Raw genomic sequence first — 12,655 nt, 5'->3', positions numbered from 1 at the left:
TCAGGCCAGCATGCCCAGCGGGTTCTCGCACAGCGCCTTGAACGCCTGCATCAGTTCGGCACCGTCGGCACCGTCGATCGCGCGATGGTCGAAACTGCCGGTCGCGCTCATCACCGTGGCGATGCCCAGCGCGTCGTCGATCACATAGGGGCGCTTCTCGCCGGCGCCGACCGCAAGGATCATGCCCTGCGGCGGATTGATCACCGCCTCGAACTGCTTGATCCCGTACATGCCCATGTTGCTCAGCGATGCGGTGCCGCCGGTGAACTCCTCCGGCTTCAGCTTCTTGTCGCGGGCGCGCGCGGCCAGATCCTTCATCCGCGTCGAGATGGACGAAAGCGACGCCGAATCCGCCTCGGTGATCACTGGCGTGATCAGCCCCTCGGGCGTCGACACGGCGACCGAGATGTCGGCGCGCTGGAACGTGACGAGCTCGTTCGGCGTGTACATCACATTGCACTTGGGCACCTGGATCAGCGCAACCGCCAGCGCCTTGATCATCAGGTCGTTGACCGAGAGCTTCACGCCCCGCGCGCTCAGGCTCTCGTTCAATTCGCTGCGCAGCTTCAGCAGCTTGTCGAGGCGCACGTCCACCGTCAGGTAGATGTGCGGCACCTGCTGCTTCGATTCCGTCAGGCGACGCGCAATCGTCTTGCGCATGTTGCTGAGCTTCGTCGTCTCGTGCGGAATGTCGGGGATCTGGACAGCGGCCGGCGCGGCGCTCGGCGCGGCGGCCGGTGCACTGGCAGCCTGCGGGGCGGCGGCAGCGGCGCCCGGCTGCGCGCCTTCCACATCGGCCTTCACGATGCGGCCGTTCGGACCCGATCCCGTCAGCGTCGCGATGTCGACACCCTTCTCGGCGGCGATACGCCGCGCCAGCGGGCTGGCCTTCACGCGTTCGCCATTGCGCGTTGCAGGCTGCTGTGGCTGTGCAGCGGCCGGCTTCGTCTCGGGATTGTCCGCCGCAACAGGCTCGCCGGTCTCACGATCGACCGGCGCGTCGACCTGCTCCTTCGCAGGTGCAGGCGCAGCCGGCTCGGCGGCCGTTTCCTGCTGGGCAGGCGCCTCCTTCTTCGCCGGCGTGCTTTCCTCGCCTTCACCCTCGAGCAGCATGATGACCGTGCCGACCTTCACGCCGTCAGTCCCCTCGGGCACCACCAGCTTGCCGACCACGCCTTCGTCAACGGCTTCGAATTCCATCGTCGCCTTGTCGGTCTCGATCTCGGCCATGAGGTCGCCCGCCTTGACGGTATCGCCTTCCTTCACCAGCCATTTCGCCAGCGTGCCTTCCTCCATCGTGGGGGAGAGCGCGGGCATCTTGATTTCGATCGACATGAAGGTCCTCAGCGGTTCCTGGCGGGGCGCCCGTCTCTTGCGCCGAGGCCTTGCGCGGTCAACCCCGCAGGCGGATAAGTGGCGCCTTACAGGGGCGATGACAATATAATGCGCATTTATCTCACCGTGATTGATGAAACTCCGGAGGCGGAGATCGCGCTTCGCTTCTCCGCGCGTCGCGCCGTCAAGACCGGCGGCGGCGTGGAGATCCTGGCGCTGGTGGAGCAGCAGGAGTTCATCGCCTTTGGCGGCGTCCAGGCAACGATCGAGGATGAGGCCCGCCGCCATGCGGAGGGGCTGGTGGCAAAGGCGGCCGGGACGCTGCTCGAAGAATCGGGGCTGCGCCCTTCGATCACGGTCCGCCAGGGCGATGGGCCCAAGATCATCCGCGAACTGCTCGCCGCCAACCCGGAAGTCGCCGCGCTGGTGCTTGGCGCAGCCGCCGATGGCCCGCCCGGCCCACTCGTCACCCACTTCGCCGGTCAGGCCGGCACGCTGCCCGTCCCGCTGATGATCATCCCGGGCAATCTGGATCGTGAGGCGATCGACCGGCTGAGCTGAGCCACCCGTTCACACCCCCACCCGCCGCGCGAATGCCCATTCAACGGCATTCCGACGGCGAGCGGCGCAGGCGGGGTTAGCGGACGCCGGTGGTGGTGGTCGTCGTCCTCGTCGTCGTCGGTCCGGACGTCACTGGCTGGCTTTCCACCGTGATCGTCGTGATGCTCGTTCCGGGATAATAATAGCCATCGGCATAATAGCCCGGGGCGGGCGTGGTGGTGGTCGTGCTGATCACGCGCGTACCGGGGCCCGCCGTTACCACCGGGCCCGCCGGCGCCGGCGGAACTGCGGGTGGATAAGCAGGAGCGCGCGACGCGACCGCCGGCGGGTAGGATGTGGCGCGCGTCGCGACCGCAGGCGGATAGCCGCCCGGCTCGGGCGCATAGCCGCTCAACGGCGGGACATAACCGCTCGGCGGCGGCGGATAATCAGCGCCATAACGCGGCTGCGTTTGCGGCGGCGGCGGCGGCGGCGGCGGCACGCGGCCGCGATCCTCCGCCTTGTCCACCGCATAGCCTGTCGCGGCGCCCACGCCGCCGCCGATCAATGCGCCGCCTACGCGGTTGCCGCCTCCAGCGACGGCGGCGCCTGCCACGCCGCCCGCCGCGGCACCGATGGCAGCCCCGCCTGCACAGCTATCCCGCGCCGCTGCGCGGGACGGACGCGGGGCGTCATAGGAAGTCCCCGGGGCGGCAGCGGCAGTGGAATAGGCCAGCCCGTCATATCCCGGCAGATCGCGAACGTTCACATAGTCGAGCACGACATCGTCATGCTGGTCCCACTCGACGCCGCCGATCGTGTCGTACACCGACCCACGCGGATCGATGAGCACCGCGTCATCGTAATGGCGCGACCAGACATAGCCTTCCGGCGGGCGGGGCAGGCCATAGGTGGCCCAATCGTTCACCCTCCAGTCGGGCGATACCCAATAGGTCGGTAGCGCCCAGCCACGCAGCGGGCGACGATAGGCCTCCCATCCGCCCGGCGCGCGATCGCCCGCCCACCAGCGCGCGCCGGTGCTCTCGCCCCACCGCCGACGCCGCACGGCGGGTGCTGCCGCTGATGCGCTGGCGGCCGGCCGCGCTTCCGCGGCGCGCCGGCTGCCGGGCGGCGGCGGCACGCGCGGACCGCTCGATCGCTGCGCTGCTGCGTCGCGCAGATCGGGACGATCTGCAGCGGTCGCCGCCGCACCCGTCGCCATCGACAGCACTGCCGAAGTCGCCAAGAGTGCCCACATCGTTCAATCTCCCCGAACTCGCCATCCAGCCAGGCAGCAGCCGGCGACGGTATAGGCGCGGGGTATCAAACCGGGCGTTCGCTCGCCACCGCGGGCATTGTCCCGTAATGATGCAGGCGGAACAGGTTGGTTTTGGCAGTCAGGCGATGCGCGGTGCAAGCAAGGCGGCGATCGCCTCGCACCCTTGCGCGTCCTGCTCGTCAAACCGTCCCGCGATGGGGCTATCGAGATCCAGAACCCCGATCAGGCGATCGCCGCTACAAATCGGCACCACCAGCTCGGACGCGCTCGCCGCGTCGCACGCGATGTGCCCGGTGAAGGCATGGACATCGGCCACCAGCTGGGTCTCGCGCGTCGCCGCCGCCGTGCCGCAGACGCCCGCACCCACCGCGATGCGGATACACGCCGGCTTCCCCTGAAACGGGCCAAGCACCAGCGTGTCATCCACCATGCGATAGAATCCCGACCAGTTCAGGTCAGGCAGATATTGCCACAGCAGCGCCGCCGCATTGGCCATGTTGGCAACCGCATCGGGCTCATCGGCGGTCAGCGCGTCCAGCGCCGACAGGATGTCACGGTAAAGCTCGGCCTTCTCGCCGGCGGTGATATCGAACTGATACATGCGCGCGATGTAGGCGCCGCGGCGAACCAGCGCGAGGGGCTTCCTTCATGCGCCGCTTACCATTGTTGCGCTATGCGGGTATGATGACTGCCGATTCCATCGTGGCCACTGCCGATCGCGCCGATTCCCGCCCGGCCTCCGCCGTGTCGCATGGCGTTGGCCTCGCCGGCCTGGTCGGGGTGATCGTGTGGATCGCGGTCGCTCGCGCCTATGGCATGGACGGCCCCTACGCGGCGCTGGTCAATGTCCTCGCCTGCGGCATCCCGATGATCGCCTGGTCGATCCTGGTGGACAAGGTGCACCGCCGGGCATCGACCGGGATCGACTGGGCATCGCGGCGGCCATGGCGTGAAACGCTCGACATCAGCCTGGTAAAACTGGCTGGCCTCTGGGCCACATGGGCCGGCATCGCGCTAATCTACGCCACCGGCCGCTTCTATTGGGACGGCAATTTCGCCTTTGCCATGTGGTGCCTCGGGACGGCGGCCCCGTTCCTCTTCCTGCTCTCAATTCCCTACGTCCTGTGGCTCGACCGCTATCTGGTTGACCCGCGCGATGGCGCCTGGGCGCTGGGTGCCTGGCTTACCAGCACGGGCAGCCCGGCGCCCGAGGCGATCTATGGCCATCTGCGTGCCTGGGCGGTGAAGGCGTTCTTCCTCGCCTTCATGCTCGCGATCGTGCCGCCCGGCTTCGCCGATTTCATCCGCACGCCCACGTTCGGGATCCTTGCCGATCCGGTCAGGCTGGCGAACTGGCTGATCACCTTCATGTTCGTGATCGACGTGGCTTTCGCGACGGTCGGCTACATTCTGACGATGCGCCCGCTGGATGCCCATATCCGCAGCGCCAATCCCTATGCCGCCGGCTGGGCCGCGGCCCTGATCTGCTATCCGCCCTTCATCCTCATGGATACCGGCGGCCCGCTGGATTATCATCCCGGCACCGCCGACTGGACCTATTGGCTGGACGGCCATCCGATGCTGCTGGCGCTGGTCGGTGCGATCCTGGTCATCCTGACCGGCATTTACGCCTGGGCCACGGTCGCCTTCGGGCTCCGCTTCTCCAATCTCACGCACCGCGGCATCCTGACGCACGGCCCCTACGCATGGTCGCGCCACCCGGCCTATCTGACGAAGAACCTGTTCTGGTGGCTTTCCACTGTGCCGCTGCTTTCGACAGGGTCGCTGGCCGATGCCGCTCGCGCCACCCTGATCCTGGCAGCGGTCAGCGGCGTCTATTACTGGCGCGCCCGGACGGAGGAGCGCCATTTGTCCGCCGATCCAGTCTATCAGGATTACAGCGCCTGGATGAGCCGCAACGCCCCGGTACCGCGGTTCTTCCGCTGGATCGGCGGGCGTTAGGCGTCAGCCGCGGATCTGGCCGGTACCGACGCCAATCCATTTGTAGGTCGTCAGCCCCTCCAGCGCGACCGGCCCGCGCGCATGAAGCCGCCCGGTAGCAATGCCGATCTCGGCACCCAGCCCGAATTCGCCACCATCCGCGAACTGAGTCGACGCGTTCCACAGTACGATCGCGGAATCGACCTCGGTCAGGAAGCGCCGCGCCACCGCCTCGTCGGACGCGACGATCGCGTCGGTGTGGTGCGAGCTATGCTGCGCAATATGCGCCAGCGCGCCGTCCAGCCCGTCCACCATCGCGGCCGAGCAGATCGCGTCGAGATACTCGGTATCCCAGTCCGCCTCACTGGCCGGCTCGACCTCCGCAGCAGCCCGGACCCGCGCGTCGCCCCGAACTTCGCAGCCGGCATCCGTGAGCGCGGCGATCAACCCTGCCGGATCGGCGTAGGCGGCGTCGATCAGCAGCGTCTCCGTTGCACCGCAAATGCCGGTGCGGCGCATCTTCGCGTCCACCACGATCCGCTCTGCCATCGCCAGGTCGGCAGACTGATGGACGAACAGGTGGTTGATGCCGTCCAGATGCGCCAGCACCGGTACCCGTGCCTCCGCCTGGACCCGGGCGACAAGGCTCTTTCCCCCGCGCGGTACGATCATGTCGATCAAGCCATCGGCCGCCAGCATGGCACCGACGGCCGCACGATCCGTGGTCGCGACCCGCTGGACCGCATCGGCCGGCAGCCCGCCCGCCGCCAGCCCCTCGCAAAAGGCACGGTGAATCGCCGCGCTGCTTTCCCGCGCCTCCGATCCACCACGCAGAAGCACGGCATTGCCGGACATGACGCACAGGGCAGCCGCGTCGGCGGTCACATTGGGCCGGCTTTCGTAGATGATCCCGATCACGCCGATTGGCACCCGCACTCGTGACAGGTGCAGGCCGTTTGGCCGCGTCGTGCTGTCGATCACTTGGCCCAGCGGATCCGCCAGGCCCGCCACCGCTTCCACCGCGTCCGCCATCGCCGCGACACGCCCCGCATCCAGCCGCAGCCGATCCAGCATCGCGCCCGACAGGCCGGCAGCCTCCGCGCGCGCTACATCATCCTCATTGGCGTCCAGGATCGCGTCCGATGCCGCCCGCATCGCGCGCGCAACGTGGCGAAGCCCGCCACGCCGCTCGTCGGTCGTGGTTTGCGACAGTACGCGCTGAGCAGCGCGCGCCTTTGTCGCAAGTTCGGCGATCAGGGCAGATGGGGATTGCGGGTCCAACATGGCGTCGCTTCTACCATGCCGGGATGCGGCGGACGAGTAGGTGCGCCCGCCAACAAATGGTCAGCAGGACACGTGCACATTCCGCTGCCTGCCCGGTGACCCGTCGGCGACCGTAATCGCCCTCCCCGCCGCTCCCCGGGGACGCTTCACCCCGCCCGACCGCGCCACTCGCGCGACCAGCAGGCGCAAGAGAGTGCGTCAGCTCGAAAGTCGCTCCACTGTGGAACAGCCCGGTTAAGACCGATCAAGGATCGCATTCCGGGGCGCTAGCCAACAACTGGCGCCTATGCTCGCCATGATCTGCTCGATGGCTCAAGATCTTCAATCTTCGCCTCGCAAGCCGGCCGACCGTCCCGCTCTCCCTCTGTGAGGCGAAGCTGCTCCTCCCTATATCGAGGCGCATGGGACAGTCAGTCGATCGACGGCGAATGCTGGGCGTGCTCGGTGCGGGTTTCGTGGCGACGGCGCTCGGCGCCTGCCGCGCATCACCCGCCACTGCTGAAAGCTTTCCGGTCCGGTTCAGCGATGAGCAATGGCGCAAGCGCCTCACCCCCGCGGCCTATCGCGTGCTGCGCGAGGAGGCGACCGAACGCCCCTTCTCCAGCCCGCTCGACAAGGAGAAACGCGCCGGCGTCTTCGGCTGTGCCGGCTGCGATCAGCCGCTCTTTTCATCGCGCACAAAATTCGACAGCGGCACTGGCTGGCCGAGCTTCTATGCGCCGATGAAGAATGCGATCGGCACGCGGCGCGACTTCGCGCTCGGCATCCCGCGAACGGAGGTGCATTGCGCGCGCTGCGGCGGGCACCTCGGTCATGTCTTTGATGATGGCCCGCCGCCTACTGGCAAGCGTTACTGCATGAATGGGGTCGCGATGCAGTTTCGCGCCGTATGATGCCCGGCGCTGGCGTTCAGGCGATCGCGCAACTCGCTCGGCGCCGCCCGACCGACAGACTTACTGCGTAACCGAAATGCCGCCGCTGACGGGGACCGAAGCGGCCGACGCGATCGCCAGATTGGCCAGGCGCGTTTCGTCCGAACCTTCGCCTTCGCCGCCGCGGATCATCGGCGCACCGGCATTGCCGTCGGCGTAGATGAAGCCGTTGGTCGGGTAGTCGGAGGTGCCGAGGCCGCCGTTCGGCGCATACCACACCTTCACCATGCTCCAGTCGCCCGCCGGCGACACGTCGATGGCGCGAACGTCGCGCTCGATCTGGCCGCGGCGCGACCAGTTGGCATGCGTCAGGCGAACTTCGCGATCGCTGACAACCTGGCTGACCATGGCGACATGGCCCACCCGCATCCGGCGCGTCGGCTGGAAGGAAAGCACGGCGCCAACCTTGGGCGCATTGCCGCGTTCGTACCGGCCGGCCGCCTGGCCCCACCAGGTGTTGGCGTTGCCATGGATCTTGATGCCCGAGATCTCACGCGCATAGGGCGCGCACTGCCAGAACTGAGCATTTGCTGCAGTCGCCGTCATCAGACCGCACGACACCACCAGCGCAAAACGCGCTGCTAAAGACTTGAATTTCATTGCGACCCCCCGGCCAAACCGACGTTCGTTGCAGTCCGGCTACGGGGAGTCCGGCGGAATACCAATAGCTGCGGGAACCAAACCCGATGAACGGTGTTGCGGCGCCGATGAACAGCAATAGCGCGCGAATTTTAACCATTTCTGCGCCTGCGCAGTGGCCGCACTGCATTGTCTTTCGCCCGGGATTGCTCGCGGAAATGCCTGCCTCGCCCCCTGCCTCCGGCCGTCAAAAACCATCTGATTCGAAAGAAAAAGGCCCCGGAGGTTTAACCCCCGAGGCCCTTTCAGGTCGTCGCTGGCGCGGCGTCGATCAGGCGCTCAAGGCACCGGCTCGATACGCTCCGCGTCAAGCGCCTGCAGCCGCAAGGCCTCCAGCCGCGCGGTATGCTCCGCCCGGCCGAACGGGAAGGCGCGATAGGTGAACGCGGCGACCAGCGCGAGCACCGTGGCGGCGATGATGTAGATCACCGTCAGGCGATCCAGCACTTCGACGGGTACCTGGCCGGGCACCGCCTTGGCCGGGAAGTTCGCCGCCGCCAGGATCAGCCCGGTGGCAAAGATCCCCACGCCACTGGTGCATTTCTGGATGAAGAAACTGCCGGCGAAGAACACGCCTTCCGAGCGCCGCCCGGTGCGCTGCTCCGAATCTTCCACCACGTCGGCCATCATCGAGGCGCCCAGGATGTGCGCCGTCACGCTCGCCGCGGTGCCCGCCGCCAGCATGCCGAACAGCAGCGGCAGCATCATCGGATTGTCGGGGCCCGGGAATACGCCCGCCAGCCGCAACCAGTAAGGCGTCGTGCCAATGATGATCGCCAGGATCGCCGCCGTCGACGCCGCCTTGGGCTTGCTCGTCACCGCCCCGATCCGCGGCGCAATGACAAACGCCACCAGCACGCCGCCAAACAGCACCATGCTCAACGGCACGAACGTCGGCACCGTCAGCCCGAAGAACGGCACCGTCGTGAAGCCCCACACATAAGTGTAGAGGTAATTGGAGATCGCATAGGTGATCCCCTGGTTGGTGAAGACGAACAGGCCGGCGATCATCAGGATCACGAACGCCTTGTTGTTCAGCGTCTCCAGCAGCTCGGCGAAATTGCGCTTCAACGATTGCTTCTCGATCACCGGCGCCGGCAGGTTCGGGATCTCGCGATGCGTCCCCATTGCCGATGTCAGGATCGCAATTCCCATGAAGATCGCGCCCGCGACGGCGAAGCTCTTGTACCCATTGGGGTTGAGCAGCCCGTTGGGATATTCCGGCGTCGGCGCCAGGAACACCCAATAGGCGGCGATCAGCATCACCAGCCCGCCGGCCCAGCCGAACAGGTAGCGATAGGCCATGATCCGCGTCCGCTCGTCATAATCGGCGCTCAGTTCCGCGGCCATCGCCTGGCTGGGCACCTCATAGGCGCTCACCGCGCTGCGCACGAGCACCGCCATCGCGAACAGCCAGCCCAGCGTCGCGGCCTGTGACGATTGCGGCGGGTTCCACAGCATGATCCAACCGAGCATGATCGGCAGCGCTGAGCCGTACAGCCAGGGATGCCGCCGGCCCCACCGGGTGCGCGTACGATCCGACAGGAAGCCGATCGTCGGATCGACGAAGGCGTCGATGATCAACGCCATCATGATGACGAAGCCCACCGTTGCGGCGGGCACGCCGATCACCTGATTGTAGAACAGGAGCAAGAACGTGCCGAAGCCGGAATCCTTCACCCCATAGGCCGCAGCGCCGAAGCCATAGCTGGCCATCGTCCTCGGGCGCAGGCGGCGGGCTGGCGGGGCGGCGCCCGCCGGTGCAGCGCCGGGTACCGCGACGGTCCCGGTGCTGGCGATCGTGGCGTTCATTGGAATGCCTCCAGTGCAGCGAACAGTCCCGGCTGGTCGGGATCCCAGCTTTGCCGGGTGCCGATGGTGATGCCGCCATCCACGACGAGATGGGTTCCCGTGACGAACCCTGCCTCGTCGCTGAGCAGGAACGCGACGGCCGCCGCGATGTCCTCCGGGCGCCCCGCCCGCTTCACCGGCTGCGCACCTGCGGCCACATGGGCAATCGCACGGTTGGCCAGGTCCAGCTTGTCGGCGGGCACGTTCAGATGCCGGGTGAAGATGTTGGTGGTGATGAAGCCCGGGATCACCGCGTTGACGCGGATATTGTCCTTCGCCAGGTCCGCCGCCGCCAGCTTGGAGAGGTGCAGAACCCCTGCCTTGGCGGTCGAATAGGCGATCGGCGCATAGCCGGTGCCCAGGGCCGACACGGACGATGTGTTGACGATCGATCCGCCGCCGCGCTTCGCCATCAGCGGGGCTGCATAGCGGATGCCCAGCGCCACCGATCGAAGCAGCAGCGACTGGGTACGATCCCAGGCATCGGCCGGCATTTCATCGATCTTTTCCGGGGCGCCGCCCGCACCGGCATTGTTGAACAGGACGTCCAATTCACCCGGCGCCTCGATCAGTGCCTTGATGTCACTCTCGCTGGTAACGTCGCATCGTCGGAAATGGATCTTGCCGTTGGAGGTACTCGCGAGCTCCTCGCCCCCGGCCTCGTCGATGTCGCCGATCCAGACGTCGGCTCCTTCTTCCGCCAGCCGCAGCGCAGTCGCGCGACCGATACCGGACGCGCCGCCTGTTACAACGGCACGCTTACCCGAAAAGCGCATCCTCTCGTCCTGTCTTTCTGTTTTCGGCAGCATAGTATGGCGCTGCCCTTCGTCAATCATAACCTGTTCGAAAAAGCGGTAGGCCGCTTGCCGTCGTCAGACCCGCTCGCTAGCCCCGCTGCAAACGAGGAGGGATGACGATGAGCCTGAACAATCTTTTCAGCCTTGAAGGGCGCACGGCGCTGATCACCGGCGGAAGTCGCGGCATTGGCAAGATCATTGCCAACGCGTTCGTCGAACAGGGCGCGACGGTCTACATCTCGTCGCGCAAGGCCGCGGCCTGCGAGGAAACCGCCGCCGAACTCGGTCCGAAGTGCATTCCGCTGCCGATGGATGTCGGCACCGTCGAGGGCTGCCGGGCGCTTGCCGCGGCGCTGGCCGAACGCGAGGACCATCTCGACATTCTGGTGAACAATGCCGGCGCCGCCTGGGGCGTGCCGTTCGAGGAGTTCCCGGAAAGCGGCTGGGACAAGGTCATGGACCTCAACGTCAAATCGCCGTTCTTCCTGACCCAGGCACTGCATGATCTGCTGAAGGTGAAGGCCAGCCATGACCGGCCGTCAAAGGTGATCAACATCACCTCGATCGACGGCATCCGCCTCAACCCGTGGGACACCTACAGCTATCACGCGTCGAAGGCGGCGCTGATCTACCTGACGAAGCGGATGGCCGCGCGGCTGATCAAGGACGGGATCATCGTCACCAGCCTTGCGCCCGGCGCCTTCGCCAGCGAGATGAACCGCGCCGCCCGCGATCACGGCGACACGGTGGCAAAGGGCATCCCGATGCAGCGGATCGGCAATTTCGAGGACATGGCCGGCGCCGCGATCTTCCTCGCGAGTCGCGCCAGCGATTACGTCGTTGGCGATACGCTGGTGGTCGACGGCGGGCTGGTGAACGCGGCCTTGGGGACCAGCGTGGACGCCTGACGGCGCCTGCTGCTCCCAAACACAACGGGGCGGATGGATCGACCATCCGCCCCGGTTTATGTTACCAGAAGATGTTCTGGATCACGTCGACGACCTCGCCGGAATAGACGTCGACCAACAGCGCATCGTTGTAATAACGTACCCAGCGGAAGTCGTCATACGCCTCGGGCAGGCGATAGGCCCATGGATCGTTGATCCAGTAGCTTTGCGCGAACAGGCCGGCCGAAAGGACCGCGCCGATCCCGAACGGGCGATATCCCTGGTTCCAGCCGTAGGGCGCATAATAGCGCGGCAGGCGGAAGGCATTGCGGTTGCTGTTGCGCCAGCCTGACCAGTCATAGCGCGTGTCGCGCCGCCAATCACGGTTCCAGCCCCCGCGATCGTTGCGATAGCCGCGGTCGTTACGATAGCCGCGATCGAAATTGCCGGCCCGCCAGCTGTTGCGCTGCCACCCGTCGCGATCGTCCCGGCCGTTCCAGCCACGCTGGCCGTCGTTGCGGCGCTGGTCGTTCCATTCCGCGCGGCGGGCGGCATCGCGCGCCTGCTCGTTTCGGTCGAACCCGCTGCCAAGGCCGTTACGCGGCCCTTCATTGCGTCGATTGCCCGCCTCACCGCGCCGCCAATCCTCGCGGCCACGCAGCGAGTCGCGATCGGGTCGGACCTGCCCCACGTTCGCACCGGGACGCGGGCCTTCGGCTCCCTGCGCCGGGCGGATCGGCCGGTAGTTGCGGGTCGGCGCCTGCTGCTGCGCACGCTGCCAGCTCTCTGGACCACCAACATCGGGCTGGGCTGGTCGCGGTGCTGGCGCAGGACGCTGGGCGCGGGGCTGCCCATCGCCGCGCGACTGGCCGCCCTGGCGCTGCTGCCATCCGCCACCGGGCTGCCCGGCCTGGCGCTGCTGCCAGTCTCCGCGCGGCTGGCCGCCCTGACGGGCCTGCCAGCCGCCCGATTGCGCGCGTTCGGCGCGTGGTCCACGATTGCCGCCACCGCGATCCTGCGCGGTGGCGATCCCGGGAACCAGCGCCGCGGCCGCCATGAGCGCCGCCATCAACTTCCTGGCCATGATCTGATCTACTCCATCGCCGACACACAACGCCGGCCCTGCCTATGACGAACGATTAGGCGAGCCGTGGCGAATACCGGCTGAAT

The 12,655-nt window shown here is 67.0% G+C and carries 12 protein-coding genes; 4 read left to right on the top strand and 8 right to left on the bottom strand.

Annotation, left to right across the window (positions count from 1 at the left end; genetic code table 11):
- Positions 1 to 1,335, bottom strand: a complete 1,335-nt coding sequence (locus tag K0S66_RS05120; RefSeq protein ID WP_301074091.1) for a pyruvate dehydrogenase complex dihydrolipoamide acetyltransferase — start codon at positions 1,333 to 1,335, stop codon at positions 1 to 3.
- 108 nt (positions 1,336 to 1,443) lie between these two features.
- Here K0S66_RS05120 and K0S66_RS05115 point away from each other — a divergent pair, with 108 nt between their 5' ends.
- Positions 1,444 to 1,896 (top strand): universal stress protein, encoded by a 453-nt coding sequence (locus tag K0S66_RS05115; RefSeq protein WP_301074090.1) that lies wholly within the window; start codon positions 1,444 to 1,446, stop codon positions 1,894 to 1,896.
- A gap of 76 nt (positions 1,897 to 1,972) precedes the next feature.
- Here K0S66_RS05115 and K0S66_RS05110 read toward each other — a convergent pair whose 3' ends face one another.
- Together K0S66_RS05110 and K0S66_RS05105 are read right to left on the bottom strand one after the other, a co-directional pair.
- Positions 1,973 to 3,133, bottom strand: coding sequence for an RcnB family protein (locus tag K0S66_RS05110; RefSeq protein ID WP_301074089.1), 1,161 nt, complete (start codon positions 3,131 to 3,133; stop codon positions 1,973 to 1,975).
- Positions 3,134 to 3,272: 139 nt separating this feature from the next.
- The gene (locus K0S66_RS05105; protein WP_301074088.1) at positions 3,273 to 3,755 is read right to left on the bottom strand and encodes a GAF domain-containing protein; all 483 of its coding nucleotides are present in this window, start codon (positions 3,753 to 3,755) and stop codon (positions 3,273 to 3,275) included.
- A gap of 83 nt (positions 3,756 to 3,838) precedes the next feature.
- Here K0S66_RS05105 and K0S66_RS05100 point away from each other — a divergent pair, with 83 nt between their 5' ends.
- Positions 3,839 to 5,116: an isoprenylcysteine carboxylmethyltransferase family protein gene (locus K0S66_RS05100; RefSeq protein WP_301074087.1), complete on the top strand. Its 1,278-nt coding sequence runs from the start codon at positions 3,839 to 3,841 to the stop codon at positions 5,114 to 5,116.
- 3 nt (positions 5,117 to 5,119) lie between these two features.
- Here the strand turns inward: K0S66_RS05100 and K0S66_RS05095 are convergent, their stop codons facing one another.
- Complete coding sequence (locus tag K0S66_RS05095; RefSeq protein WP_301074085.1) at positions 5,120 to 6,379, bottom strand: glutamate-5-semialdehyde dehydrogenase; 1,260 nt, start codon at positions 6,377 to 6,379, stop codon at positions 5,120 to 5,122.
- 401 nt (positions 6,380 to 6,780) lie between these two features.
- Here K0S66_RS05095 and msrB point away from each other — a divergent pair, with 401 nt between their 5' ends.
- A complete protein-coding gene (msrB, locus tag K0S66_RS05090; RefSeq protein WP_301074084.1) occupies positions 6,781 to 7,272 on the top strand; it encodes a peptide-methionine (R)-S-oxide reductase MsrB in 492 nt (163 codons plus the stop codon).
- 60 nt (positions 7,273 to 7,332) lie between these two features.
- Here msrB and K0S66_RS05085 read toward each other — a convergent pair whose 3' ends face one another.
- The 3 genes from K0S66_RS05085 to K0S66_RS05075 form a co-directional block, all read right to left on the bottom strand.
- Positions 7,333 to 7,911 carry a CHAP domain-containing protein gene (locus K0S66_RS05085; protein WP_301074082.1) on the bottom strand — a complete coding sequence of 193 codons (579 nt, stop codon included), beginning with the start codon at positions 7,909 to 7,911 and terminating at the stop codon, positions 7,333 to 7,335.
- 318 nt (positions 7,912 to 8,229) lie between these two features.
- Positions 8,230 to 9,762, bottom strand: coding sequence for an MFS transporter (locus tag K0S66_RS05080; RefSeq protein WP_366520777.1), 1,533 nt, complete (start codon positions 9,760 to 9,762; stop codon positions 8,230 to 8,232).
- Positions 9,759 to 10,577 (bottom strand): SDR family NAD(P)-dependent oxidoreductase, encoded by an 819-nt coding sequence (locus K0S66_RS05075; protein WP_301074080.1) that lies wholly within the window; start codon positions 10,575 to 10,577, stop codon positions 9,759 to 9,761. The genes K0S66_RS05080 and K0S66_RS05075 overlap by 4 nt, the downstream gene beginning before the upstream one ends.
- Positions 10,578 to 10,717: 140 nt before the next feature.
- Between K0S66_RS05075 and K0S66_RS05070 the strand changes: the two genes are divergently transcribed.
- A complete protein-coding gene (locus tag K0S66_RS05070) occupies positions 10,718 to 11,506 on the top strand; it encodes an SDR family oxidoreductase (protein ID WP_301074079.1) in 789 nt (262 codons plus the stop codon).
- A gap of 61 nt (positions 11,507 to 11,567) precedes the next feature.
- Here the strand turns inward: K0S66_RS05070 and K0S66_RS05065 are convergent, their stop codons facing one another.
- Positions 11,568 to 12,569: an RcnB family protein gene (locus K0S66_RS05065; RefSeq protein ID WP_301074077.1), complete on the bottom strand. Its 1,002-nt coding sequence runs from the start codon at positions 12,567 to 12,569 to the stop codon at positions 11,568 to 11,570.
- Positions 12,570 to 12,655: the final 86 nt, after the last annotated feature.

The sequence above is a fragment of the Sphingomonas sp. genome (genome assembly GCF_029239295.1).
In the GTDB taxonomy this organism is placed as follows: domain Bacteria; phylum Pseudomonadota; class Alphaproteobacteria; order Sphingomonadales; family Sphingomonadaceae; genus Sphingomonas.
Note: the sequence above shows the minus strand (reverse complement) of the source record. Positions and strands in the feature narration are given on the sequence as shown.

Excerpts from the sequence above, each read along its gene's own strand:
- K0S66_RS05070 (WP_301074079.1), top strand. The coding sequence starts at position 10,718 with ATGAGCCTGAACAATCTTTTCAGCCTTGAAGGGCGCACGGCGCTGATC.
- K0S66_RS05120 (WP_301074091.1), bottom strand. The coding sequence starts at position 1,335 with ATGTCGATCGAAATCAAGATGCCCGCGCTCTCCCCCACGATGGAGGAA.
- K0S66_RS05075 (WP_301074080.1), bottom strand. The coding sequence starts at position 10,577 with ATGCGCTTTTCGGGTAAGCGTGCCGTTGTAACAGGCGGCGCGTCCGGT.
- K0S66_RS05100 (WP_301074087.1), top strand. The coding sequence starts at position 3,839 with ATGACTGCCGATTCCATCGTGGCCACTGCCGATCGCGCCGATTCCCGC.
- msrB (WP_301074084.1), top strand. The coding sequence starts at position 6,781 with ATGGGACAGTCAGTCGATCGACGGCGAATGCTGGGCGTGCTCGGTGCG.
- K0S66_RS05085 (WP_301074082.1), bottom strand. The coding sequence starts at position 7,911 with ATGAAATTCAAGTCTTTAGCAGCGCGTTTTGCGCTGGTGGTGTCGTGC.
- K0S66_RS05080 (WP_366520777.1), bottom strand. The coding sequence starts at position 9,762 with ATGAACGCCACGATCGCCAGCACCGGGACCGTCGCGGTACCCGGCGCT.
- K0S66_RS05115 (WP_301074090.1), top strand. The coding sequence starts at position 1,444 with ATGCGCATTTATCTCACCGTGATTGATGAAACTCCGGAGGCGGAGATC.
- K0S66_RS05105 (WP_301074088.1), bottom strand. The coding sequence starts at position 3,755 with ATGTATCAGTTCGATATCACCGCCGGCGAGAAGGCCGAGCTTTACCGT.
- K0S66_RS05065 (WP_301074077.1), bottom strand. The coding sequence starts at position 12,569 with ATGGCCAGGAAGTTGATGGCGGCGCTCATGGCGGCCGCGGCGCTGGTT.
- K0S66_RS05095 (WP_301074085.1), bottom strand. The coding sequence starts at position 6,379 with ATGTTGGACCCGCAATCCCCATCTGCCCTGATCGCCGAACTTGCGACA.
- K0S66_RS05110 (WP_301074089.1), bottom strand. The coding sequence starts at position 3,133 with ATGTGGGCACTCTTGGCGACTTCGGCAGTGCTGTCGATGGCGACGGGT.